The organism is Trueperella bernardiae (genome assembly GCF_030246965.1).
Lineage (GTDB): Bacteria > Actinomycetota > Actinomycetes > Actinomycetales > Actinomycetaceae > Trueperella > Trueperella bernardiae.
In genome coordinates, this window is the sequence record NZ_CP127099.1 from 1,202,206 (window position 1) to 1,224,160 (window position 21,955).

Genomic DNA, 21,955 nt, shown 5'->3' on the forward strand with positions numbered 1-21,955 from the left:
CGGTGCATGAGCCCCACATGAGTGCTCCGGCCTCATAGCTGTTACGTTAAGCCACCAGATGTCGCATTATTCTGTCGGTTCTTGGCGAGAATCTACGGGATTACCGTTGCGTCTATCGGGTTGTCCTCTACTCCCAAGCAGCACACCGTGGCCCCGCTCCTTATTTTGCGGCGGAGAGGAACTCCTCGATCGAGTCTTCCGACAGCACGCCCACACGATAGTTCGCCACGTTGCCCTCGGCGTCGATCAGGAAGTGAGCCGGGATGCCAAGAACCCCGTATGCGCGCGAAAGATCGTTTGACTCGTCGGCCACTGCGGCGAAGTCATATCCCGCACGCGAAAGATAGCCGCTCACGGTGTTGTCTTGCTCGCCCACGAACGCGACCACAACTTCGACGTCGTCGCGCGCGTCAGCAACGGCCTGCACATCGGGCATCTCCGCGCGGCAACCCTGACACCAGGTCGCCGCGAATAGCAGCCACACCGGCTTGCCATGCAGCGCCTCGAGGGAAACCTCGTTGCCTGCGACGTCGACTGCGGTAAAAGCTGGGGCGGGCTCGCCAACCGTTGGCGCGGGTTGTGCACTGTCGACATCGACCTGGCTGACCTTGCCACTACCCGCAGGGGTGTCATCCTTGCCGAGCAAGCTCTCGCCAAAGCTCGAACCGGAGACGATCCATGCGCCCGCCAAAACAAGTAGCGTCGTCACTATCAGCACCATCATCGTGCCGTATTTCGACTCGCGAATACCGGTGCGCCAATCAGTCGTACTCACATTTCTCCCTTGTAGCAGATCTAAGCGTAGGAGTGCAGGCTATCAAACCACAGGTTACCGAAGAATGTGAACAGGACGGCACTAAAGCCCAGAACTAGGAGCCATGCGGACTTCCGTCCGCGCCAGCCGCGAACCACACGGGCATGGACGTAGGCGCCATAGATCAACCACGTTACTAGCGCCGAGGTTTCCTTCGGATCCCATCCCCAGTAACGGCCCCACGCGATGTTGCCCCATATGGCTCCCAGTACGATCATGATGGTCAACAGCGGGAAGGCGAAGACCACCGATTTGTAGCCGAGCTCCTCGAGGATCTCCGGCCTCGGCCAACCGCGCCAGGTGACCTTCGGTGCGAGCAGATACATGATCGCGGCGCCGAATCCGATGACTGCCGCGCCGTAGGACAGCGCAGCGGTGAACACGTGCAGGGTCAGTAGCGGACTATTCTGGAGTGCCGGCATGAGAGGCTCCTTGGCGAAGTCCAACGAGGTCACGTAAATGAGCATGCCAAGAATGACCGGTAACGTGAACAACGCTAGCGTGCGGATACGGTAGCGGTGCTCGAAGTAGATCTGGAAGGCAAGCATTCCCCATACGAAGGCTGTGGCGAACTCGTATTGGTTGGCCAGCGGAGGTTCACCGGTGGCGATGTAGCGCACAATGACCGAGGCAGTGAGGGTGAGGAAGGCTAGCTTTTCGAGCAGGTTGCCCATGCGCGGAAGCCCCCTGGCCTGCATGGGTTGGACCTGGGTCTCGGTGCTGGTGACGTTCGATTCCACGACGACGGCCGAAGCGGATGTCGGCGCAGCCACAGTCGCAGACTGCTTGGCCGAACTCATATTGCGCGCAACGAAAGTAGCCATGACGTAGATTCCGAAGGCAAGCGCAACAATTAGCGTGCTTGCGAAAAGGAGAATCTGGGAAAACTCAAGCATTAGAGTTCCTTTCCTTGTGTGATGCGTTCGGTGATCTCGGTACCGAATCCATGGAAATAGCGCGAGAACCCGAGGTCACGCTTGTCGTGCGAGGCCAGTCGGAGGACGGAGCCATCGTCGGTGGCGGTCACCCACGCCCACATGCGCTGGTGACGTAGTGCCATGGTCATGATTGATCCAATAATAAGCAACGCGCTACCAAGCCAGACCACCCACGCGCCCGGGTCACTTCGGACGATGAGGCCGGCGTACTGAGCCTCGCGTTCGAATGTGATGTCAAGGCCGGCGACTGTGGCGGGCTGGCCTTGGTCCACCACCTTCATATCCATCGTCTCCTGCGAGCCAGACTCGTAGACCTCAATGCGCGCCTGGCCAGGCGCGAGATCCGGGTTTGTGCGTCCGGACGCTGAGGTGATGACGAAGACCTCGAGGGCCGGGTCCTCCAACTCAACGACGCCGTAGCTGTAGGCCCCGTCACTGGTCGTGTAGCGCAATGGCACGCCCCCGGAGCGGAGTTCGCCCGCATTCCCCGAAATCGAAACCACAGCGGACATACCGAAGGAGGCTTGATGGAACATGACGCCGTCATAGGACAGCGGCGAGTTCACGCGGACGTTCTGATCGGCCACGGTCTGCCCGTCCTTGTAGAGGATGACGTGGGAGACGTAGTCGAGCGGACGGCCGTCTTCGTTGTAGGCATCCTGGAACGAGACGACCTTGGCGCTCAGGCCCGTGTTGTAGCCGACTTCCTGGGTCTCCCCCACAGTGACGAGGAAGAAGTCGTTACGAAAGCCCATGCTCTGGGTGACGAGGAAGCCGATGATGATAAGTATGAACGCTAGGTGGGAAAGTGCGGTTCCAAAGGGCGCCCAGTGGAAGCGATCGAGATAGAAGAACTCGCGCTGGGCGTCGTCGGCGATCACGCGCATGTGGCGCCTCTTGGCCGTAGCCAGCAGCGCATCCGTGGTTGTCTCCGCGTCCGCGCTCAGCCTTGCGCTGTAGCGGAAGCGGGCCGTGTTGAAGAAGTTCTCACTCGCCCGCTTACGCGGCTTGTATGCCGTGCGGTACAGAAGCGGAATGCGGTGAGTGGTGCAACCGATGATACTCAGGCACAGCAGGATCATCATGATCCTGAACAGCCATGAGGAGAACATGTTGAAGAAACCGATCGCCGCCAGAATTCTCGTCCACCCGCCGTATACCGGTGTCAGGTTCGTGAGGAAATCCTCCCACGCCGCCTCATCGGCCACGACGTACGAGTTGGCCTGCGGGAAGACTACACCGATCAGGCTGAGGATCGTCACGATCAGGATGAGAAGTAGACCGATCTTCTTGTTGTAGAAGAGGGCATAAATAGTACGCCACACCTCGGCGCCAGAGATGCGGGCGCCGTCGAGAGCATCCACCTGCTCAGGTTCGTGGGTGGCCGTGTTTTGATCAGACACTTCTTCTCCTCCTACAGCAAGGCCGGAACCAGCGTGGCCAGGCGTGCGAACAGGTTGGTGATCATGAGGAAGCCCATAACAATGAGCAGAGTGCCGGCGAGAAGCTCCACCAGCCTATGGTTACGACGAAAGAATCTGAAGCGTTTGTGAAGGTCAACCGCGCCGATGGCCACGGCCACGATCGGAAGCCCCAAGCCAAGGCAAAAAACTGCCATCATGAGGGCACCTTGCCATGCCGTCTCACTTTGAACAGCAAGGGCAAGGATGCCGCCAAGGATCGGGCCGATGCACGGGGTCCAGCCCGCACCAAAAACCACGCCCATGAGAGCTGAGCGGGCCGTGCCGTTGCGAATCCCCGCCGGTCCCTTGAGATCCCCGCGGATCAGTTGGTCGAGTACGGGAATTGAGATAAGGCGAGCCATGTGCAGGCCCATAACGATCAGGATCGCGCCGCCGCCGATCCGAAGGACGTTCGAGTACTGTCCGAGGACGTTCCCTACCGCCGCGATGGACAGCCAGATCGTCATAAAAATGACCGAGAACCCCACCATAAACGCCACGGCGTGCCATCCGGCGCGGCTACGTGAGACCTCTCCCGGATCTCCCCCAACGATCTGGCCGACGAAGACCGGCACGACCGGGAGGAAACAGGGTGAGGCGAAGGCGATGATCCCAGCCGCGAAGGAAAGGAGGACACTAATCTCCATTTGTCTCGGCGCTCTCGCGGTACTTCATGATGTCGGCGGCCATGTCAGAGTCGGGCGCCAGTTCGAGGACCTTGTCCCACACGCGCGTCAGCTCAGCCTCGTCGACGGGCTCCTCCATGAGATAAACAAATCCAAGGTTGAACCACGGCTCGGCCTTCGTCGGATCGAGTTCAGTGGCCTTCATCCAGCTCTCCTTCGCGCCTTCGAAGTTGTTGAGCGAGTACTTGCACACGCCAGCCATGAGGTGGCTTTCCATATCATCGGGGGCTACTTCGATCGCTTTGTTGAGGGCATCGAGCGCGTTCTGGTACTGACGGGCGTCCACGTAGGTCTTGCCCAACTCCTTGAGGGTATCCACATCCTGCGGATTATCCTCGATCTTCTGGTTAAGCTCGGCGACCTTTTCTTCATCAAGGGTCGCCATCTGGCCCATGTCCATCTGAGAAATATCCGGGTGGTTCGCGGGAAGGGTCGGGTTGTCATTCGCCGACGGGCCCAGCCCGGCCTGCCGAACAATGATCACGACGGCGATCGCCAGCAGAACCGTCAACACGAACGTGAGCTTGTTGATTGTTTTCTTCTCTCCCGCAGCCGGCGAGGTCCCTGGGCGGGAGGTAGGCGCCGCCTTGGCCCGAACCGGCTTGGGCGGGGAATCACTTCCGTCGTCCTCCTCGTACGTGTCAATATCGACCACGTCGGCATCGACGACGTCGGGATCGCCCGTCTCTTCGTGGGGGAGATCGTCCTTGGGACCTGATGGCGGCATGCTCACTCTTCTCAATGGTGTGGTGCGGCGCCCTGGGACGCCGCACCACTATCGGGACCTTCGGCTACTGGTTCTTTACTTGGGGCCGGGCCGGTCGACCGGCTTGATGTCATAGCTATCCGGGGTGCGCTGGATGTCAACGTCGACACCCCTGAGTGCTAGCTGGCCGGCGCGGGCGTAGTCGGTAGCGGCGTTGAGCACCGCCAGTGAATACCCTGGCGCATGGAACCCTCGAGAGTTCTCGGAGACGGAGTAGTCAACCATGAACTGCGCCTTGCGCTGGAAGTCATAGGCCTTTTCCAAGGTGGCCTGATCAACGGATCCCTTCATCTGCTCCAGGTCATCAAGCAGGCCCTGCACGGCAGTGAAGGCAACATCCTTAGCATCGCCCCATCGGTTCTGGATTGTCTCAACACGGCCACGCATCTCGTCTTCGGAAGAGTGGTGGCAGGTCAGGCACGCCGCGTTGATGGAGGCGTTGTCTAGCATCGGCGAGCGCACCTGGTGATCGCTGATCTTCGCGGCGCCGTCACGCTTGTAGGGCATATGGCAGTCCGCGCAGGTCACGCCGTTGTCGGCGTGGATGCCCTGTGACCAGGTTTCGAAGTCCGGGTGCTGAGCCTTGATGACTTTGGCTCCCGTCGTGGCATGTTCGAAGTCGGAGAAGCCGATCTCGTCGTAGTACGCGATGGCGTCATCGACGGTCAGACCCTTCGTCCAGGGGAAGGTGAGGGTCTTCCCCTCGCCCTTGAAGTAGTACTCCACATGGCACTGTCCACACACGAAGCTCCGCATTTCCTGGTTGGTGGCATCTCGGTTGACGTCGTAATCCTCGATGCCCTCCAACGCCTTGACTGCGCGGATGCCTTCAATGAACGCGGGGCGGGTGACACGCAGCTTCATGGTCGCCGGATCGTGACAGTCGATACAGCCAATCGGGCCACCCGCGTGTTGCACGACCTCCGAGTAGGGAAGCTTGTTCATCTGTGCCCAGCCATCTGCCGGATCGTCAGGATTAAGGGCGTTAACGACCTCCGGGACCGAGGAATGGCAGTTAAGGCAGGCGCCGGGCTGGTTGAAGTCAGTCATGCGCTTGACGTACTTCTGGTCGTCGAGCATGTAGGCGTGTCCGCGCGGCTCGTTGTACTCGACCGAGAAGGCATAGCCCTTCCAGATGGACACAAGACGCGGTTCGATGGCGAGCTTGGAACGCGTCTTAAATTCGCGTGTGTCTTCGGGGACGGACGGATCGGTGTTGGCCACCTTATTGTTCGGATCCATCTCCGACGTCGCCATATAACCCTCGTATTGCTTGGGCCAGTTTTCTCCCCACACTGCGGGATCAAACGTGGTGTCGGTAATCTCCGCCACGGGCGACCACGGATGGGCAGCCTCTTGCTTCTTGTCCATAATGTCCATGAACAGCCACGTGATGAACGCGGCGGCAAGGGCTACCACGACGAGGACGACGACGGCGGGCCACGTCTTCTTCGTCGCGGTCGATGCACCAGCACCATCGGGGGGGGAACTACTTCGAATTCCTCGTTACTCACTATTCTCACCTCGCGTGTCCAACGCCGTCGTGGCACTTGACGCACGACATTTCTTCATTTCTTTCGAGGAAGCCGTGGTTAACCTGGTCCACAAGATCCGCATGGCAATAGCGGCAGGCGTGTTCCACGACTTCTTGATTGTGTGGGCGAATCTTGATGTTCTCAGGGTAGTTACCCACGGTGAACTTCAAGGAGTGCATGAAGCCGTTTTCGGCCTTGTTGATGTACTTGGCAACGAGATTCTCATGCGGAGCATGACAGTCGTTGCACGTGGCAACGTTGGCGTGACTTCCTCGCACATACGCGTTGTACTGTTCGTTCATCGCGTGGCACGAATTGCATGTCTGGGGGTCGTTGCCAAAATAGTTGGTGAAGCCGGCAGCCTGGAGCGTCATCGCCCCCACGCCAATGACCGCACCGACGAGGGCGGCGAGGACGATGCCCTTCCAGCCCGAAAATGTGGAGACGAAAGCTCGCCAGGTGCGCCTCAGCCACCCGGGTTGATATTTTTGCCGTGTGCCCATGCCTCGCCTCCATTTCCTTAACACCATCATATGATGTTTGATGTCAGGAGAATTAGAATTATTCACAACAACTACGGGACACTTCGTCTTGAAAAACGAGTTGTGGAGCTTTTTGGGACACTAGTCCCGCGATTGTTCGCTAACACGATTGAATCTGGAAGTACCAATGAGAACCCCGGTCCTCGACTTTGACAACCTGCCCTGGCCCCGCGGCGCGCTCAAACACGCGGTTTTCGACATCGACGGCACGCTCACGGACGAGCACTCCATCACTTCCGACGTCACGATCGCCGCGTTGCGTGCGCTTGACGACGCCGGCGTGCCGATCGCGTTGGCCACCGGGCGCCTGCTCAACGGGGGCGCGAACCTGGTGCGCCGGGCGGGGATTCACGCGTGGGTGATCGCAGCCGGCGGCGGCGTGGTGTGGAACGGGAAGGATATCGTCTCGGCGCATTACATGGATGTCGAGGAGGTTGAGCAGGTCACGGCGATGGCCCACGGCAACGGCCTGGTCCCCTTCTACTTTGACGAGGAGCGCATCTACGCTGACCGCGCCGCACTGGATGCGATGGGCATGCTCGAGATCAACGAGAACGCGAGCGAGGGCCAGCCCGTGCTCGACCTCGACCAGTTCACCCCCGCCCACGCCACCAAGGTCTCGCTTGCCGCGGCCACGCCCGACCACATGGACGACGTGATCGGCGCGTTCACCAAGCGCTTCCCCACCACCACGCGCTCGCATGCCAACTTCCTCGACATCGTGGCCCCCGGGGTCACGAAGTGGGAGGGGATCGAAAGGGCGCTCGCCGTGCGGGGCCTGCGGGCCGAGGACGGGCTCGGCGTCGGTGATTCGGAGAACGACGTCGCCTGGCTCAGCCGCATCGGCTACCCCGTGGCGGCCGCGCTCGCCAGCCCTGAGGTGCTTGAGACGTGCCGGTGGCGTTTGCCGAAGGTTGACGACGCCGTGGCGCGGCTTCTCCAGGCCGAGGTTGCTCGCCGGGCCAAGGACGACTAGCCTACTCCTCCGTTCCGGCCCCGAAGTGGTCCCAGCCGCCAAACCCTGCCACTTCGCAGTTGCCCACAGTCACGCGCCCGCCGTTGGAGGCGCCCATGACCTCGCCGATGTCGATGAAGCCCTCCGGCAGGGCGACGCCGGGGCGGATCGTGGCGATGAACCCGTGGTCCTCCCCGCCGGTGAGGAGCCATTCGCGCCGGTCGGCGTGGAGCCGACCGGCTGCCCGGCCAAGCGGCCCCAGCTTCCTTTCAAGTGAGCGTGGGTCGAAGTCGATCCACACCCCGGAGGCCTTCGCTAGGCGCCGCGCATCGCGGACGAGGCCATCGGAGACGTCCATCATTGCCGTCACGCCCCCGGCCATCGCCGCGGCGAGCGCGGCATCGAGCGGCGGCTTGGGCCGCTTGAAGTCGTCCACGAGCCCGGCCACCGCCGCGTCGATGTCCACCCCGGCCTCGAGCAGGGCTAACCCGGCCGCACCGTGCCCGAGGTTCCCGGCGTGAATCACCCGGTCCCCGATCTGGGCGTCGGAGCGGCGCAGGGGCGCGCGCCCCTCCATGTCGCCCAGCACGGTCACGCCAATGACGATCGCCTCCGAGCCCACCAGGTCTCCTCCGTCCACGCCAACCCCCAGTGGCGCACACGCCTCCGCCAACCCGCGCGCAAAGTCCTCCACCCACTCCACCTCGAGCGAGCCGGGCAGGCCGAGCGAGATGACAAGCGTGCGGGGCCGGGCTCCCATGGCCACGGCGTCGGCGAGGTTTTGCATGGCGGCCCGGAAGCCGATGTCGGCTCCGCCTGACCAGTCGCGCCGGAAGTGGTGGCCTTCCACGAGCATGTCGGTGGAGATCGCGGCCGCCCCGGCTATGGCGAGCACGGCACAGTCGTCCCCCGAAGGCACGTCTACCCCTTCGCCGCGCGGCAGAAGGGGTAGGAAGCGTGAGATGAGGTCGTCTTCGGTGGTGTGCGAGATGAGCATGTGCTCACCCTAGCAAACGGCCACGGCCCTACTTGTTATCCTCGATGAACTGGGCAAACGCGGCGATGAAGTTCGCGATGATCTCGCGCGAGGTTTCGTTCGTGATCACGCCATCCTCGAGCTGGCCGGTCCGGGTGGCGTCGATGTAGGCCTCGGGCTGGGTCATGAGCTTCGGGTCGAAGAACAGCAGGGTGCTGCGCAGGTGCGACTGGGCCAGCGCCGTGCCAACCCCAGAGGGCGCCGCACCAGTCACCGCCACGGGCTTACCCGCTAGCGACCACTGCCCCCACGGGCGCGACGACCACTCGATCGCGTTGTGGAGCAGTGCCGAGAACATGCGGTTGTGCTCGGGGGTGATGAACAGGACGCCGTCGGCGGAAGCCAGCAGCTCCTTAAACTTGACGGCCACCTCGGGGTAGGCCGCGTCGTAGTCACGGTTGTAGTGCGGCAGGTCCTTGATCTCGGCCTCGACCATCTCGACGCCCTCCGGCGCGAGTTCCACGAGCGTGTTGGCAAGCTGACGGTTGATGGAGCTCGCCGAAGCGGAGCCGACCAGGTAAACGATCTTCATGTTGGACCTTCCCGTAGGTGTTATTCGCGAACTTCGCGTTACACGTTCAGATTAAGATCGACTAGTCGAACTTTCAACTATTCTGGTGGTGTGCTCTCTCACAGCGCACGGCGCCGCCTAGTCGCCCCGCGCCCGCCGTCCAGCCACCCGCAACGCATGCCCGACGACGCCGTCGTCCGGCCCGTTCCAGCGCCCGGCTAGCGCAGCCCGCGCGGCCGCTCGAGGGCCAGCCCGACGAGCTCGTCGACGAGCTCGCCATAGGACATCCCGGCCTGGCCCCACAGGGCCGGATACATGGAGAACGGCGTAAAGCCAGGCATCGTGTTGATCTCGTTGACGATCGGCTCGCCGCCGGCAACGAAAAAGTCCACGCGCGTGAGCCCCTCGCACTCGAAGGCATCGAAAGTCCGCACGGCGATCTCTCCCACGCGCCGCGTGGTCTCCTCATCCAGCTCGGCGGGGATCGACATGGTGAGACCGTCGGTGGAAACGTATTTGGAGTCGAAGTCGTAGAAGCCGCCGGCCGGGGCCTCAAGCAGCACCTCGCCCAACACCGAGGCTCGGGCCGGTTCATCCCCACGCCCACCGAGCACAGCGCACTCGACCTCACGCCCGGCAATCCCCTGCTCGATCACCACCTTCGGGTCGTGCGCCTGGGCCCCCTCTACCGCGGCGGCCACGCCCTCCAGGCTCTCCACCTTGGAGATCCCCAGCGAGGACCCTGCCCGCGCCGGCTTGACATACACCGGGAACTCAAGCTCCGCGACCTCCGCGAGCACGGCGTCGCGCTCGGCACGCCAACGGTGAGCGGTGACGGCCACGTACGGCCCCACCGGCAACCCCGCCCCGATCAGCACCTGCTTCATGAAATCCTTGTCCATCCCAGCAGCCGACGCCAATACGCCGCAGCCCACATACGGGATGCCGGCCATCTCGAGCAGGCCCTGGATGGTGCCGTCCTCCCCGAAGGGTCCGTGCAGAACGGGGAAGACGACGTCGACCGCGCCCAGCTCACGCACCTGCCCGCCCCCGACCTCGAGTAGCGACTGGCTACCGTCCCCCGGCGGGATCACGATGCGCCGATCGGAAGGACCCACCTCGGTCAACCCGCGGGACATGTCGAGCGCCTCGGGGTCCGTCTCCCCCGGCACCCAAGTGCCGTCGCGGCGGATGCCGATGCTGACGACGTCGTAACGATCCGGATCGAGCGCCCTCATAACCGCGCCCGCGGTGGCGCACGAAATCGAGTGTTCCCCGGAAATCCCGCCGTAAATGACGGCAATACGAATTCTCTTCACCACTTAAGACTACCCGAGGAGGTTCACAGTGTCGGTGAGCCGCGTTAGTCTGTTAAGCAACATGAAGGAGGAAACGTGAAGACACACCTTTTTGCCGCGGCCGCCGTGTTGGCGCTTGCCGCATGTACGCAGGATCCAGGCGCGTCCGACACCACTCCCGCGCCAACGACGCCGACCCCGTCGGCCACCAAGACCGCAACTCCCGAGCCGACCGAGGAGCCAACGCAAACCGAGACCGAGCCCGAGCAGCCCGCGCTCCCCAGCGCCGAACCGTCGGTGCCCTACACCCCGGAAAACAAGGCCTCCCAGTCCGAGAACTGGCCGGACATTTCGGCCCAGGCCCTGCCCTACGCCGTCAACTATGGCTACAACTACGTGGACATCATCTACACGTGGGACGGCACGGGCGAACTGAGCTGGTACACGGACGGCTGGGCGGACCAGGCCGTCGAGGAGGGCTCGGGCCTGCCGATCGACGTCCACTCCGACAACGTGCTGCAGATCCACGTGGCTGGCCTACGCCTGCCCGAACCGGACGAGTATGACACGTCCGCCTTCACCCTCAGCCAGACCGAGACCACGGGCATGACCCGGCTCGCAGTTGCCGGCCCGTTCGAAGGACAACACACCGTGACCATTGGCGCCGAGGCACGCCTGCCCTACTCCATCGAGGTCACCAGCCAGCCCAATGCCGACGGCGGCACCGACGCCGTGCTGCGCGTCTACTTCGACGAGTAGGCGGCAGTGAACCGCCGAGCCGACGAGTAAGCGGCAACGAGCGGCGACTCTAAAAATAGGTAGCAACGACCCGCGGACGGCATAGAGCCGCGCGGGCGTCGTCGGGCTAGTACAGCTAGGCGACCCGCTCAACGACGGCGCCCACGGCCGCCAGTTTGCGCATGAAGTGCTCGTACCCGCGGTTGATGATGTCGATGCCCACCACGTGCGATTCGCCCTCGGCCGCGAGGGCGGCGATGAGATGGGAGAAGCCTCCGCGCAGGTCCGGCACCTCAATGTCCGCGGCGTGGAGCTTGGTGGGGCCCTGAATGACGGCGGAGTGGTAGTAGTTCTCCTGGCCGAACCGGCACCCCTTGGAGCCCAGGCACTCGCGGTAGACCTGGATCTTCGCGCCCATCTGGTTGAGCGCCTTGGTGAATCCGAAGCGGTTTTCGTACACGGTTTCGTGGACGATCGACACGCCTTCGGCTTGGGTGAGGGCCACGACCATGGGCTGCTGCCAGTCGGTCATAAAACCGGGGTGCACGTCGGTCTCAAGCGGAATGGATTTGAGTGGCGTGCCGGGGTGCCAGAAGCGGATCCCGTCGTCGAGCACGTCGAACTTGCCGCCCACCTTGCGGAAGACATTGAGGAAGTTCATCATCGATTCCTGCTCGGCCCCGCGCACGGTGATGTCGCCGCCGGTGGCCAGCGCCGCACACGCCCACGAACCCGCCTCGATCCGGTCTGGTAGCGCGGTGTGGGTGTAGCCGTGGAGCTCCTCCACGCCCTCGATGTGGATGGTGCGATCGGTGTCCACTGTGATGAGCGCGCCCATCTTTTGCAAGATCGCGATGAGGTCCATGATCTCGGGTTCCACGGCCGCGCCGCGCAGCTCGGTGATGCCGCGCGCCCGCACGGCCGCCAGCAGGGTCTGCTCGGTGGCACCCACGGACGGGTAGGGCAGGTGGACCTTGCGCGCCTTGAGGCCGGAGGGGGCCACGAGGTGGAGGCCGAGCTCCTGGGCGTCACGCGTGGCGCCGAAGTCCTCGAGCACCTTGAGGTGGAAGTCCACCGGCCGATCACCGATATGGCAGCCGCCCAGGTCCGGGATGAAGGCCTCCCCCAGCCGGTGCAAGAGCGGGCCGCAGAAGAGGATCGGGATGCGGGAGGAGCCGGCCAGCTCGTCCACCTTCGCCGGGTCCGGCAAGTGCAGCCGGCCCGGGGTGATGGTGAGGATGCCCTCCGCCTGGTCATAATCGACCTTCGCGCCGTGCAGGCGCAATAGCTCCGAGACCACGTCGACGTCGCGAATCAGCGGCACGTTACGCAACACGGACGTCTCCTCCGTGAGTAGCGCCGCCACCATCGCCTTCGACACGAGGTTCTTCGCTCCACGCACGCGGATCTCACCGCGCAGCGGATGCCCGCCTTGGACGCTCAACACTCCAGCCATCACTGTCCTTCCATAACTGGTGCCATCTTAGCCACTGCCACCGACAATTCCTGTGATCTAACGTCCACGGGGAGTCCGCCGGCCGAGGAAAGCTGTGCGTGGCCCGTGTTGGTGTGATGATAGGTGCATGGAGATCAACACCCTGACATTCGGCGACCTACTCGGCATCACCTGGCTCCAAGCGCTCGCGGTGGTGGTGGGCACGGTGGCGATGTATGCGCTGCTGTTGCTCATCTTGCGCGTGATCGGCCAGCGGATGAGCGCGCGCCTGGCCACGCACGACATGGTGGCGATCATTATCCTCGGCGCGATCGCCGGCCGCTCCACGCTCGGCCACACCCCCACCCTGGCAGGCGGCGCGATCGCGCTGGTCACGCTGTTCATCATGCGCTCGATCCTGGGCCGCATACGGCACAACCCGCACGGAGACCTCCTGATCAACACCCCGCCCATCGTGGTCATGGCACGCACCAACATCTTCCCCGACGCCCTGCGCCACGCGCGCGTCACCGAAGCCGAGCTGTGGATGGCGCTGCGCCAGGCCGGCGTGCGTAACGATGACGAAATCGCCGCCGTCGTCCTTGAACCCAACGGGCATTTTTCGGTACTGCGCCGGGGCGTGCCGATCGACCCGCGGATTCTCCAGCACGTCGACGGCGCCGACCGCATCCCGCGCGAGTTCATCGGAGACAAACACTTCGGCGACCTCGACACCGACTAGCCCGGCTGGCCGACCCTAGTCCGACTCGGCGGGCGCCCTCCCACTGAGCGGCAGCCGGCAACGCGCCCCAACTACGCGATCGGCGCGTCCCCGCCCACGGGCCGAGCAGCCTTGACCTCAAACTTGGCCTCGGTCTTGGCAGGAAGCGTCCGCGGCTTCCAGCTGGGGCGATTCGCCTCATAGGCCGTGATGAGCTCTTCATCGCGCAGGGAGAGCCCGATGTCGTCCAGGCCCTCCATGAGCGTCCAGCGCGTGTAGTCGTCGATGTCGAAGCGGCAGGTGAAGCCGCCGGCGATGACCTGACGGTTCTCCAGGTCAACCGTCACCTCCGTGCCCGGCTCGGTTTCGAGGATCTTCCACAGCTGCTCGATGTCTTCCTGGCCCACGACACCGGCCACTAACCCCTGCTTGCCCGCGTTCCCGCGGAAGATGTCCGCAAAGCGCGGGGCGAGGACGGCCCTGAATCCGTAGTCCTTCAGCGCCCATACCGCGTGCTCGCGCGAGGAACCCGTGCCAAAGTCCGGGCCGGCCACGAGCACCGAGCCGCGCTTGTAGGAATCCTGGTTGAGCACGAACTTCGGGTCCTTGCGCCAGGCATAGAACAGGGCGTCGTCGAAGCCCGTGCGTGCCACGCGCTTGAGGAAGACCGCCGGGATGATCTGATCGGTGTCCACGTTCGAGCGGCGCAGTGGCACCCCCACGCCCGTGTGCGTGATGAACTTGTCCATTTACTTCCCCGCTTCCATGAGGTCTGCCGGCGTGGCGAAGTGCCCCGCGATAGCCGTGGCGGCCGCCACCAGCGGTGAGACCAGGTGGGTACGCCCACCCTTGCCCTGGCGGCCTTCAAAGTTTCGGTTCGACGTCGACGCCGCTCGCTCGCCTGGCGCCAGCTGGTCGGGGTTCATGCCCAGGCACATCGAGCACCCGGCATTACGCCACTCGGCACCAAAGTCGAGGAAGACCTTATCCAAGCCCTCCTGCTCCGCCTGGAGCCGGACGCGCGCCGAGCCGGGAACCACAAGCACGCGGACGTCGTCGTGCTTCTTCTTGCCCTCGATCACGCCGGCCACGGCCCGCAGATCCTCGATGCGGCCGTTGGTGCACGAGCCGATGAAGACCGTGTCCACGGCGATGTCGCGGATTGGCTTGCCCGGCTCGAGGTCCATGTACTCGAGGGCGCGTTCGGCGGCGGTGCGCTGGGTTTCGTCGGCCATGTCGGCCGGGTCGGGCACGGTGGCCGAGATCGGCACGCCCTGACCGGGGTTGGTGCCCCAGGTGACGTAGGGTTCGAGGTCGTCGGCGTCCAGATCCACCTCGGCGTCGAAGACGGCGTCGTCGTCGGACTTGAGCGTGCGCCAGTAGGCGAGCGCGGCCTCCCATTCCCCGCCCTCGGGGGCGTGCGGACGGCCCTTAATGTAGGCGAACGTCGTGTCGTCGGGCGCGATCATGCCCGCGCGGGCGCCGGCCTCGATCGACATGTTGCAGATCGTCATGCGTGCCTCCATCGACAGCGCGCGGATCGCCTCGCCACGATACTCGAGCACGTAGCCGGCACCCCCGTTGGTGCCGATCTTGGCAATGATGGCAAGGATGATGTCCTTGGCGGTAGTGCCGGGCTTGAGAGCGCCACGCACGTTGATCGCCATCGTCTTAAACGGCGCCACGGGCAGGGTCTGGGTGGCGAGCACATGCTCCACCTGCGAGGTGCCGATGCCGAACGCGAGCGCGCCGAACGCGCCGTGCGTGGAGGTGTGCGAATCGCCGCAGACGATCGTCATGCCCGGCTGCGTGATGCCCAGCTGCGGGCCGACCACGTGAACGATGCCCTGGTCGGCGTCGCCCAGCGAATGGAGGCGGATGCCGAACTCTTCGGCGTTCTTGCGCAACGTGTCGATCTGCGTGCGCGAGGTGGGGTCGGCGATTGGCAGGTCGATGTCGAGGGTGGGGGTGTTGTGGTCCTCGGTTGCGATCGTCAGATCGGGCCGGCGCACCTTCCTCCCCGCCAGGCGTAGGCCCTCGAAGGCCTGGGGGCTCGTAACCTCGTGGCACAGCTGGAGGTCGATGTACAACAGGTCCGGGGCGCCGTTCTCCCCGCGCTTGACGATGTGGTCGTGCCACACCTTTTCAGCCAAAGTTCCGCTCATGCCTTCACTTTAGGGGCATAGGACCATCGATCACTTGCATCTCATCTTGTGAGATGGGAGGATCATTGCATGGACAAGGAAAACGGAAGCGGCGTCGGCGTTCTTGACAAGGCCACGCTCGTACTGAACGCTCTCGAATCGGGCCCACTGACCTTGGCTCAGCTGGTGCAAGCAACGCACCTCGCACGCCCCACAGCCCATCGGCTCGCCGTGGCTCTAGAATATCATCGCTTCGTCGCGCGCGACATGCAGGGGCGCTTCACCCTCGGCCTGCGCCTGTCCGAGCTCGCCTCGGCCGCTGGCGAGGACCGCCTGCTCGCCGCCGCAAACCCCGTGCTCACCGCGCTGCGCGACCACACGGGCGAATCCGCCCAGCTCTACCGCCGCCAGAACGACGTGCGCGTGTGCGTGGCCGCCGCCGACCGCTCGATGGGCCTGCGCGATTCCATCCCCGTGGGCGCCACCCTGTCCATGCTCGCCGGCTCCGGCGCCCAGGTACTGCTTGCCTGGGAGGAACCCGACAAGCTCCACCGCGGCCTTCACGGCGCCGAGTTCACCGCCACCATCCTTTCCGCCGTCCGACGCCGCGGCTGGGCCCAGTCCATCGGCGAGCGCGAGCCGGGGGTCGCCTCGATATCGGCGCCCGTGCGCGGGCCGTCGGGGCGCGTGATCGCCGCCGTGTCCATCTCCGGGCCCGTGGAGCGCATGGGCCGCCAGCCCGGGCGCCACCACGCGGCCGCCGTCGTCACCGCCGCGAACCGCCTCACCGAGGTGCTCAAGCGCTCCGAGTTCTAACCATGCGCAAGACACTCCTCGTCACCAATGATTTCCCGCCGCGCGCCGGCGGCATCCAGACCTTCCTCGAGGGCTTCGTCGGCCAACTCGACCCCGACCAGCTCATCGTCTACGCCTCCACTCCCCCGGACGTGGACGGGGTGTCGGGCGTGACGCTCGCCGCGGACTACGACGCAGGCCAGCCGTTCGACGTCGTGCGCTACCCCGGCACGATGATGTTGCCCACGCCCACCGTGCGCCGGAAGATGCAGCAGCTCATCCGCGATCACGACGTGAAAAACGTGTGGTTCGGGGCCGCCGCACCGCTCGGGGTCATGGCAAAGGCCGCTCACGCCGCCGGCGCCGACCGCGTCATTTCCACCACGCACGGCCACGAGATCGGCTGGTCGATGCTGCCGGGTGCCCGCCAGATCCTGCGCAAGGTGTTTCACGACGCCGACCTAGTCACCTACCTGACCGAGGCCACGCTCGCCCGGCTCAAGCCCTTCATGGGCGACACGGACATCATGCAGCTCCACGGCGCGATCGACCCCGAGCTGTTCGCCTTCAACGCCGGCGCCCGCCGCGAGCTGCGCGAGCGCTACGGGCTGGGCGAGGCGCCCGTCGTCGTGTGCATCTCGCGTCTTGTGGAGCGCAAGGGGCAAGACCGCCTCATCGCCGCCTGGCCGGAGGTGATGGCGCGCCACCCGGAGGCGAAGCTGGTGATCGTGGGCAAGGGACCGTACGGGGAGAAACTGCGGCAGATGGCGGCGGACTCCCCCGTGTCAGCCTCGATCGTGTTCACGGGCGAGGTGCAGTATTCGGAGCTCGTGGCGCACTATTCGCTGGGCGACGTGTTCGCCATGCCGTGCCGCACGCGCGGGGCAGGGCTCGACATCGAGGGGCTCGGCATCGTGTATCTGGAGGCCTACGCGGCCGGGCTGCCTGTGGTGGCCGGGGATTCGGGCGGGGCGCCCGAGGCGGTCCAAGACGGGAAAACAGGCCTGGTGGTCAACGGCCGGTCAGTGCACGCGATCGTGGCCGCCCTCGACTACCTGCTCGAAGACCGCGAGCGCTCCGCCGCCATGGGCGCGGCCGGCAAGCGCTGGGTGGATGAGAAATGGCGGTGGTCCGACGTGGCCAAGCCACTGATCGAGGCCCTGTCCTGATGGCGACCATCGGCCTTGCCGCCTGCTCGAACCCCGTTGCGGGGCGGGAGGAGAAGCTGGCCGAACTCGTCGGAGTCTTTGAGGGCGCGGGGTATCGCGTGGATACGCGGTTCGTGGAGCGTTTCGCCGGGCACGAGCAGCGGGTTAGTGGCGGTTCTGGGGGCTCGGGCGGGGGCTCGCGCGTGTGGCGCATCAACCCGCGCGTGCGTGCCGAGTTGCTCACCGAGCTTTTCGCCGACAGTGCTGTCCACGCCATCTTCGACATAACCGGCGGGGACCTGGCCAACGAGGTGCTCGAATGGGTGGACTGGGACGTGGTGAGCGCCAACCCCAAGCCGTTTGCCGGCTACTCGGACGTGAGCGTGGTGGTCAACGCGCTGGTCGTTGCCGGCTCTGGCGCGGGCAGGTTGGGACCGGGTCGGACGGCCACGCTGTGGAACCCGTGGACAGCGCTGAAGCGCGGGGCTGACGACGTGCCTGCGATCCTCGCGCGCAAGCACATTCGCCCGGCATGCGATCGCGAGCTGCCCGACCTGCCGATCATCGGCGGCAACGTACGCTGCCTGGCCAAGCTGGGCGGCACGCGCTGGTGGCCTCGGGCCACCGGGCATCTTGCCCTGCTCGAGGGCATGGCGACCACCCTCGAGGCCGTTACCACCTACACCGAACAGCTACGCCAGCTCGGACTGTTCCGCGGGGCCGAGGGCCTGATCCTGGGCCAGTTCACGGACATCGACGCGGTCGGCCAGCGCGGTATCCTCGCCGACACCCTGCGCGAGATCACAGGCCTGGACGTCTGGCACGCGCCTGAGATCGGACACTCGCGCGACTCCGCGCCGGTCACCATCGGCTAGCCGCGCACCTGTCTGGCCGGCGTCGTGAAGCCGCGATCAGTTGGGGATGAGCTCGACTACGCGCTCGAAGTCGGCCTTCGGCAGGCGCTTTTGGCCGCGGATGGGCTTGCACATGGAATCGGAGGCCTTGTAGACCACGGAGGGCAGGGCGTAGAGTCGGCCCACCTTGGTGGCGGCGAGGGAGGCGAGTTCGAAGGCGCCAGGCCCGGGGTGGTCGGTGAGTGCAACCAGTGAGACGGCGTGCGGGTCGAGGACAAGCGCCTTCGTCTTGCCGTGACCCTTGAGCCGTGCCTCGACGATCTGGCCGGTGATGAGGGAGCCCGCGCCATCATCGTAGGCGCCGATCTTCTTGGGGCCCTTGGCGGGCTTGGCTCGGCGGAAGCGCTGGAACAGGCCTTCGACGACATCGTCGGTGAAGAAAACGTCGAGCAAGAAATCGAGAATCGCACCCATAGACCTATTATGGCAAGCCGGGAACGGCGGTGGTCCGCCCGAAGGTGGACTAGCGGGCTACGGCGTCGTCGAACCCGCCAAGCGGACCGCCGCGCCGCGCTCGCGAAGCTGCGCCACGACGTCGTCGGGCGTGTCAGAGGTGACCACGACGCTGTCGAACTCGGCGGTGTCGGCCACCCGGTAGAGCGCCTTGCGTTCGAACTTGGAGGCCGTGACCGCCAGGTGGGACCGGGCAGCGGAGGTGAGCATGAGGGCCTTGTAAGCGGCGACCTCCGGGTAGGGGTGGTAGACCACGCCGTCCGTGATGGCCGCGGCGGAGATAAAGGCGTGGTCGGCGTGCATCTGTTGGAGGGCCTTCATGCCCTCGGGGCCGTAGTTGGCGTCCAGGTGGCGGTCGTAGCGCCCGCCGAGGGTGACGAGCTCCCAGTCGGGCACGGAGCCCGCGAGCTGGATGATCGACCAGTTGTTCGTAATGACGGTAAGCCCGCCCACGTCGGTGAACTGCTTGAGGATAGAAAACACGGTGGAGGAATCGTCGCAGATGATCGAGGCGCCGCGGGTGATGTACTCCTTGAACTCGCACGCCAGCATGTCCTTCGCCTCTTCCTCCTGGGTGAGGCGGTACTTCATCGAGGTTTCGCTGAGCGACGTGGCGACCGCGGTCACTTCACCGCGCGAGCGGACAATCACGCGGTCATTCTCCAGCTCGGATAGGTCGCGATAGATCGTCATCGAGGAGGCGTCCACCAGCTTCAGCAGGTCCTCAATGCGAACCGTGCCGACGTTGAGCACGTGCTCGGCGAGCAGCTGCTGGCGTTCGTTCTTACTGAGCTGAGCCACGACCATATCCTTCGTATCGGCCGACCAAGACGTGTCACTATAGTATCCCCGCCGGGGCACGACGACGAAAGGTGTGCCGGGAGAGGCCTCCCAGCACACCTTGTCGCCAACCGGCAAGGCGTTCAGCCTGCCGGCGCTGGCGCCGAAGGGTCCCAACCGCAGGATTTAGGGGCGAAGAATGTACTTCGATCCCTTGCCCTGGGCCATGTCCTCCAGCGATTCCACGAGCGCCTCGAGCGGGCGCACCTCGCTACACAGCGACATGCCGTCGAACTTGCCGGTGGTCAGCAGCTCGACCGCGATCTTCACGTAGCGCGGTTGGTGGTGGTAGACGCCCTTGAGCGTGTACTCCTTGTAGTGCATGTCCGAGGAATTCACCGAGAACGGCGCACCCTTCGGCGTGCCACCGAACAGTACGGCGGTGCCGCCTGGGCGCAGGCAGTGCACAGTCTGCTCCCACACCTGGGGCAGGCCCACGGCCTCGACAGCGACGTCTGCACCCCGCCCACTGGGGGTGAGCTTCGTGATCTTCGCGGCGCACTCCTCCGGGGTTTCCAGGCCGGTGAGGTTGACGGTGCGAGCACCGGCGGCCTCGGCTTGCGCGAGTCGACCCTCGGAGCGGTCGGCGGCGATCACGCTGGCGCCGCGCAGTTGGGCGAGCTTGATGAACATCTGACCGATCGGGCCGGCGCCGTTGACCACCACCGTGTCGCCCAGCTTGATGCCGGACTCGGAGATGCCGTGCACCACGGTCGAGAGCGGCTCGAGCGGGGCGGCAGCCTCGAAGGAGAGCGTGTCTGGAATCTTGTAGGTGTTGCGCTCTACGATCGCCTTCGGGATGACGATCTGCTCAGCGAACGCGCCGTTGAGGTACTCAAGGTTCTCGCACAGCGATTCGCGCCCGATCGAGCAGGCCCAGCAGTGCCCGCACGGTGCGGTGTTGGCGGCGACCACGCGGTCGCCTGGGGCGAAGTCGGTCACGCCCTCCCCCACCTCGGTCACGACGCCGGCGAACTCGTGGCCGAACCTCGCCGGTAGCGTCGGGAAAAGAGTGGGGTGGCCGCGTCGGTAGGACTTGAGATCGGTGCCGCAGGTCGCGGCGGCCTTAACCTCGACGGCGACTTCGCCGGGCCCAGGTGTGCCCGGTTCGATGTCTTCGAGTCGAAGATCGCCGGGTCCGTAAAACATGTATGCGCGCATATTTTCTCCTTGTTACGGGCGTGCGGGGAGCACGGCCCGAGCTAAAATGTTGGCGTAGTCCGGATCGTCGCCGTAGACGATCTGCTCGGCCGCGTACAGGAGCGGCAGGCGGTCTTTGACGCCGCCGGTCTGCTCCACGAGCCTGATAGCGAGCGGGATAGCGGGAACGCCCTCGACTGTCTGCTCGAGCTCCTCCATAGTCTTGAGCGCTACCTTCGCGCCTTCGCCGCGGCCGATGCGCACGCCGTAGACCTTGTTGCGCCCGGACAGGCCGGTCACCTCGAGGTCGCCCACGCCGGGCAGGCCGTAGGCGGTGGCCTCCTTCGCGCCGAGCGCCACGGACAGGATCGACATCTCGCGCACCGCCTGGGCGAAGGTCGCTGCCTTGAGGTTGTGGTGCGGGTGACCGCTCTTTTCCTCCAGGCCGTCGGCGATGCCGAGCATGATGGCGTAGACGTTCTTCATCGGGGCACACAGCTCCACGCCGACCTCGTCGTCCGAGGCCTCGATCGCGTAGTGGTCGGAGCGTGCCTCGCGGGCGTACTTGACGGCGACGTCGTAGTCCCGGCACCCGAAGATCGTGGCCGTGGGCTCGTTCGCCGCGCACTCGTTGGCCTTGACCGGGCCGGCGATCGCCACGATCGGCGGCAGCGTGACCCCGGCGTTCTGTGCCATGCGACGGAGCCCGACGGGCAGGAGCTCAATCGTGCCGTCCTCGGCAGGCAGGAAGCCCTTCGTGGTCAGCCACAGCGCCTTGGCCTTCGAAATGCCCTCGAAGGCAAGCTCGGCCACCTTCGGCACGCCAACGGACGCGACCGACATGACGACGACGTCGACCCCGGCCATCGCCATGTTCAGGTCGCCTGAGCGGAAGGTGCTGACCTTGTCGGAGATCACGACGTCGATGCGCGGGTGCGGCTTGCCGGCCTCGATCGCGTCGATGAGGTGGTCATCAAGCCAGGTCCCCCACAGGTTCACCTCCCAGCCCGCGCGCACGAGCGCGTTGGCGAGTCCGGAGCCCATGGCTCCAGCACCGAGGATTGCAATGGATGGCATGACAGT

At 64.8% G+C, this 21,955-nt stretch carries 23 protein-coding genes; 6 read left to right on the top strand and 17 right to left on the bottom strand.

The genetic code is table 11. The annotated features are described in order from the left end of the window. Positions 1-160: 160 nt before the first annotated feature. The 7 genes from QPC17_RS05590 to nrfH form a co-directional block, all read right to left on the bottom strand. Positions 161-775 carry a TlpA family protein disulfide reductase gene (locus QPC17_RS05590; RefSeq protein WP_083281146.1) on the bottom strand — a complete coding sequence of 205 codons (615 nt, stop codon included), beginning with the start codon at positions 773-775 and terminating at the stop codon, positions 161-163. Between the two features lie 20 nt (positions 776-795). After that, positions 796-1,710 (bottom strand): cytochrome c biogenesis protein CcsA, encoded by a 915-nt coding sequence (ccsA, locus tag QPC17_RS05595; protein ID WP_062613732.1) that lies wholly within the window; start codon positions 1,708-1,710, stop codon positions 796-798. Further along, positions 1,710-3,155, bottom strand: a complete 1,446-nt coding sequence (locus tag QPC17_RS05600; protein ID WP_062613731.1) for a cytochrome c biogenesis ResB family protein — start codon at positions 3,153-3,155, stop codon at positions 1,710-1,712. The genes ccsA and QPC17_RS05600 overlap by 1 nt, the downstream gene beginning before the upstream one ends. Before the next feature lie 11 nt (positions 3,156-3,166). Beyond that, on the bottom strand, positions 3,167-3,862 hold the full coding sequence (locus QPC17_RS05605; protein ID WP_285347080.1) for a cytochrome c biogenesis CcdA family protein: 696 nt from the start codon (positions 3,860-3,862) through the stop codon (positions 3,167-3,169). Further along, entirely contained in the window at positions 3,852-4,628 is a 777-nt protein-coding gene (locus QPC17_RS05610) for a tetratricopeptide repeat protein (RefSeq protein ID WP_068539159.1), read from the bottom strand. The genes QPC17_RS05605 and QPC17_RS05610 overlap by 11 nt, the downstream gene beginning before the upstream one ends. Before the next feature lie 75 nt (positions 4,629-4,703). Next, entirely contained in the window at positions 4,704-6,038 is a 1,335-nt protein-coding gene (locus QPC17_RS05615) for an ammonia-forming cytochrome c nitrite reductase subunit c552 (RefSeq protein ID WP_246783081.1), read from the bottom strand. A 148-nt stretch (positions 6,039-6,186) separates the two neighbouring features. Next, positions 6,187-6,705, bottom strand: coding sequence for a cytochrome c nitrite reductase small subunit (gene nrfH / locus QPC17_RS05620; protein WP_062613728.1), 519 nt, complete (start codon positions 6,703-6,705; stop codon positions 6,187-6,189). 166 nt (positions 6,706-6,871) lie between these two features. On the opposite strand from nrfH, the gene QPC17_RS05625 reads away from it, so the two are divergent. Beyond that, on the top strand, positions 6,872-7,720 hold the full coding sequence (locus QPC17_RS05625; RefSeq protein ID WP_068539165.1) for an HAD-IIB family hydrolase: 849 nt from the start codon (positions 6,872-6,874) through the stop codon (positions 7,718-7,720). Position 7,721: 1 nt separating this feature from the next. Here QPC17_RS05625 and thiL read toward each other — a convergent pair whose 3' ends face one another. The 3 genes from thiL to QPC17_RS05640 form a co-directional block, all read right to left on the bottom strand. Further along, positions 7,722-8,696: a thiamine-phosphate kinase gene (gene thiL, locus QPC17_RS05630; RefSeq protein ID WP_285347081.1), complete on the bottom strand. Its 975-nt coding sequence runs from the start codon at positions 8,694-8,696 to the stop codon at positions 7,722-7,724. A gap of 28 nt (positions 8,697-8,724) precedes the next feature. Then, positions 8,725-9,267, bottom strand: a complete 543-nt coding sequence (locus tag QPC17_RS05635; protein WP_062613725.1) for an NADPH-dependent FMN reductase — start codon at positions 9,265-9,267, stop codon at positions 8,725-8,727. A 197-nt stretch (positions 9,268-9,464) separates the two neighbouring features. Then, positions 9,465-10,565: a D-alanine--D-alanine ligase family protein gene (locus QPC17_RS05640; protein ID WP_285321534.1), complete on the bottom strand. Its 1,101-nt coding sequence runs from the start codon at positions 10,563-10,565 to the stop codon at positions 9,465-9,467. A gap of 75 nt (positions 10,566-10,640) precedes the next feature. Here QPC17_RS05640 and QPC17_RS05645 point away from each other — a divergent pair, with 75 nt between their 5' ends. Continuing rightward, on the top strand, positions 10,641-11,303 hold the full coding sequence (locus tag QPC17_RS05645; protein ID WP_062613723.1) for an AMIN-like domain-containing (lipo)protein: 663 nt from the start codon (positions 10,641-10,643) through the stop codon (positions 11,301-11,303). Between the two features lie 115 nt (positions 11,304-11,418). Here the strand turns inward: QPC17_RS05645 and murA are convergent, their stop codons facing one another. After that, the gene (gene murA / locus QPC17_RS05650; protein ID WP_285347082.1) at positions 11,419-12,738 is read right to left on the bottom strand and encodes a UDP-N-acetylglucosamine 1-carboxyvinyltransferase; all 1,320 of its coding nucleotides are present in this window, start codon (positions 12,736-12,738) and stop codon (positions 11,419-11,421) included. Positions 12,739-12,865: 127 nt separating this feature from the next. Here murA and QPC17_RS05655 point away from each other — a divergent pair, with 127 nt between their 5' ends. Next, complete coding sequence (locus QPC17_RS05655) at positions 12,866-13,459, top strand: DUF421 domain-containing protein (RefSeq protein WP_062613721.1); 594 nt, start codon at positions 12,866-12,868, stop codon at positions 13,457-13,459. 71 nt (positions 13,460-13,530) lie between these two features. Here QPC17_RS05655 and leuD read toward each other — a convergent pair whose 3' ends face one another. Next, positions 13,531-14,187, bottom strand: a complete 657-nt coding sequence (gene leuD, locus QPC17_RS05660; RefSeq protein WP_285347083.1) for a 3-isopropylmalate dehydratase small subunit — start codon at positions 14,185-14,187, stop codon at positions 13,531-13,533. After that, on the bottom strand, positions 14,188-15,603 hold the full coding sequence (gene leuC, locus QPC17_RS05665) for a 3-isopropylmalate dehydratase large subunit (RefSeq protein WP_062613719.1): 1,416 nt from the start codon (positions 15,601-15,603) through the stop codon (positions 14,188-14,190). It lies immediately after the preceding gene. A 69-nt stretch (positions 15,604-15,672) separates the two neighbouring features. Here leuC and QPC17_RS05670 point away from each other — a divergent pair, with 69 nt between their 5' ends. Genes QPC17_RS05670 through QPC17_RS05680 form a run of 3 tightly spaced genes read left to right on the top strand, consistent with a single transcriptional unit; the run spans position 15,673 to position 18,400 of the window. Then, on the top strand, positions 15,673-16,398 hold the full coding sequence (locus QPC17_RS05670; RefSeq protein ID WP_062613718.1) for an IclR family transcriptional regulator: 726 nt from the start codon (positions 15,673-15,675) through the stop codon (positions 16,396-16,398). A 2-nt stretch (positions 16,399-16,400) separates the two neighbouring features. After that, positions 16,401-17,546, top strand: coding sequence for a glycosyltransferase family 4 protein (locus QPC17_RS05675; protein ID WP_062613717.1), 1,146 nt, complete (start codon positions 16,401-16,403; stop codon positions 17,544-17,546). Continuing rightward, a complete protein-coding gene (locus QPC17_RS05680) occupies positions 17,546-18,400 on the top strand; it encodes an LD-carboxypeptidase (protein WP_062613716.1) in 855 nt (284 codons plus the stop codon). The genes QPC17_RS05675 and QPC17_RS05680 overlap by 1 nt, the downstream gene beginning before the upstream one ends. A gap of 36 nt (positions 18,401-18,436) precedes the next feature. Here the strand turns inward: QPC17_RS05680 and QPC17_RS05685 are convergent, their stop codons facing one another. The 4 genes from QPC17_RS05685 to QPC17_RS05700 all read right to left on the bottom strand — a co-directional run bounded on the left by QPC17_RS05685 (position 18,437) and on the right by QPC17_RS05700 (position 21,949). Next, complete coding sequence (locus QPC17_RS05685; RefSeq protein ID WP_062613715.1) at positions 18,437-18,853, bottom strand: hypothetical protein; 417 nt, start codon at positions 18,851-18,853, stop codon at positions 18,437-18,439. 57 nt (positions 18,854-18,910) lie between these two features. Further along, positions 18,911-19,693, bottom strand: a complete 783-nt coding sequence (locus tag QPC17_RS05690) for a DeoR/GlpR family DNA-binding transcription regulator (RefSeq protein WP_179853726.1) — start codon at positions 19,691-19,693, stop codon at positions 18,911-18,913. Positions 19,694-19,858: 165 nt separating this feature from the next. After that, on the bottom strand, positions 19,859-20,893 hold the full coding sequence (locus tag QPC17_RS05695) for a zinc-dependent alcohol dehydrogenase (RefSeq protein WP_285347084.1): 1,035 nt from the start codon (positions 20,891-20,893) through the stop codon (positions 19,859-19,861). A 12-nt stretch (positions 20,894-20,905) separates the two neighbouring features. Continuing rightward, the gene (locus QPC17_RS05700; protein ID WP_062613712.1) at positions 20,906-21,949 is read right to left on the bottom strand and encodes an NAD(P)H-dependent glycerol-3-phosphate dehydrogenase; all 1,044 of its coding nucleotides are present in this window, start codon (positions 21,947-21,949) and stop codon (positions 20,906-20,908) included. Positions 21,950-21,955 lie beyond the last annotated feature (6 nt).

Coding starts and splice junctions, on each gene's coding strand:
- QPC17_RS05610 (WP_068539159.1), bottom strand. CDS start 4,628: ATGCCGCCATCAGGTCCCAAGGACGATCTCCCCCACGAAGAGACGGGC.
- nrfH (WP_062613728.1), bottom strand. CDS start 6,705: ATGGGCACACGGCAAAAATATCAACCCGGGTGGCTGAGGCGCACCTGG.
- leuD (WP_285347083.1), bottom strand. CDS start 14,187: ATGGACAAGTTCATCACGCACACGGGCGTGGGGGTGCCACTGCGCCGC.
- QPC17_RS05615 (WP_246783081.1), bottom strand. CDS start 6,038: ATGGACAAGAAGCAAGAGGCTGCCCATCCGTGGTCGCCCGTGGCGGAG.
- murA (WP_285347082.1), bottom strand. CDS start 12,738: ATGGCTGGAGTGTTGAGCGTCCAAGGCGGGCATCCGCTGCGCGGTGAG.
- thiL (WP_285347081.1), bottom strand. CDS start 8,696: ATGCTCATCTCGCACACCACCGAAGACGACCTCATCTCACGCTTCCTA.
- QPC17_RS05680 (WP_062613716.1), top strand. CDS start 17,546: ATGGCGACCATCGGCCTTGCCGCCTGCTCGAACCCCGTTGCGGGGCGG.
- QPC17_RS05670 (WP_062613718.1), top strand. CDS start 15,673: ATGGACAAGGAAAACGGAAGCGGCGTCGGCGTTCTTGACAAGGCCACG.
- QPC17_RS05625 (WP_068539165.1), top strand. CDS start 6,872: ATGAGAACCCCGGTCCTCGACTTTGACAACCTGCCCTGGCCCCGCGGC.
- QPC17_RS05685 (WP_062613715.1), bottom strand. CDS start 18,853: ATGGGTGCGATTCTCGATTTCTTGCTCGACGTTTTCTTCACCGACGAT.
- QPC17_RS05675 (WP_062613717.1), top strand. CDS start 16,401: ATGCGCAAGACACTCCTCGTCACCAATGATTTCCCGCCGCGCGCCGGC.
- QPC17_RS05695 (WP_285347084.1), bottom strand. CDS start 20,893: ATGCGCGCATACATGTTTTACGGACCCGGCGATCTTCGACTCGAAGAC.
- ccsA (WP_062613732.1), bottom strand. CDS start 1,710: ATGCTTGAGTTTTCCCAGATTCTCCTTTTCGCAAGCACGCTAATTGTT.
- QPC17_RS05635 (WP_062613725.1), bottom strand. CDS start 9,267: ATGAAGATCGTTTACCTGGTCGGCTCCGCTTCGGCGAGCTCCATCAAC.
- QPC17_RS05700 (WP_062613712.1), bottom strand. CDS start 21,949: ATGCCATCCATTGCAATCCTCGGTGCTGGAGCCATGGGCTCCGGACTC.
- leuC (WP_062613719.1), bottom strand. CDS start 15,603: ATGAGCGGAACTTTGGCTGAAAAGGTGTGGCACGACCACATCGTCAAG.
- QPC17_RS05655 (WP_062613721.1), top strand. CDS start 12,866: ATGGAGATCAACACCCTGACATTCGGCGACCTACTCGGCATCACCTGG.
- QPC17_RS05605 (WP_285347080.1), bottom strand. CDS start 3,862: ATGGAGATTAGTGTCCTCCTTTCCTTCGCGGCTGGGATCATCGCCTTC.